The sequence below is a fragment of the Streptococcus sp. CCH8-H5 genome (assembly GCF_001556505.1).
Taxonomy (GTDB): domain Bacteria; phylum Bacillota; class Bacilli; order Lactobacillales; family Streptococcaceae; genus Streptococcus.
The window spans coordinates 1-291 of record NZ_LSIZ01000060.1; the positions used below are offsets into that span (position 1 = coordinate 1).

Genomic DNA, 291 nt, shown 5'->3' on the forward strand with positions numbered 1-291 from the left:
CAGCACCACCTTTGCTAGCTGACCCGTCTAGCGGGTCTCTTTAAGATTACTTTCTTTTATTCTTCTCACCTGTAAACGGATCATACTCCTCAAACAGACTAAGCTGATCTGCTACCACGTCTTCTTGTAATTGATTACGAATATATTCTTCAATTCGCTTCTGATTTCGCCCAACCGTATCAACATAAAAGCCTCGACACCAAAATTTGCGATTCCCATATTTATACTTTAAATTTGCGTGTCGATCAAATATCATTAAGCTACTTTTGCCCTTTAAATATCCCATAAATG

The 291-nt window shown here is 38.1% G+C and carries 1 protein-coding gene; it reads right to left on the minus strand.

The window, feature by feature from the left end; all coding sequences use genetic code 11:
• Positions 1-46 precede the first annotated feature (46 nt).
• Positions 47-291, minus strand: a 245-nt coding sequence (locus AX663_RS04260) for a transposase (RefSeq protein ID WP_197414200.1), incomplete at its 5' end; no start/stop codon positions are given.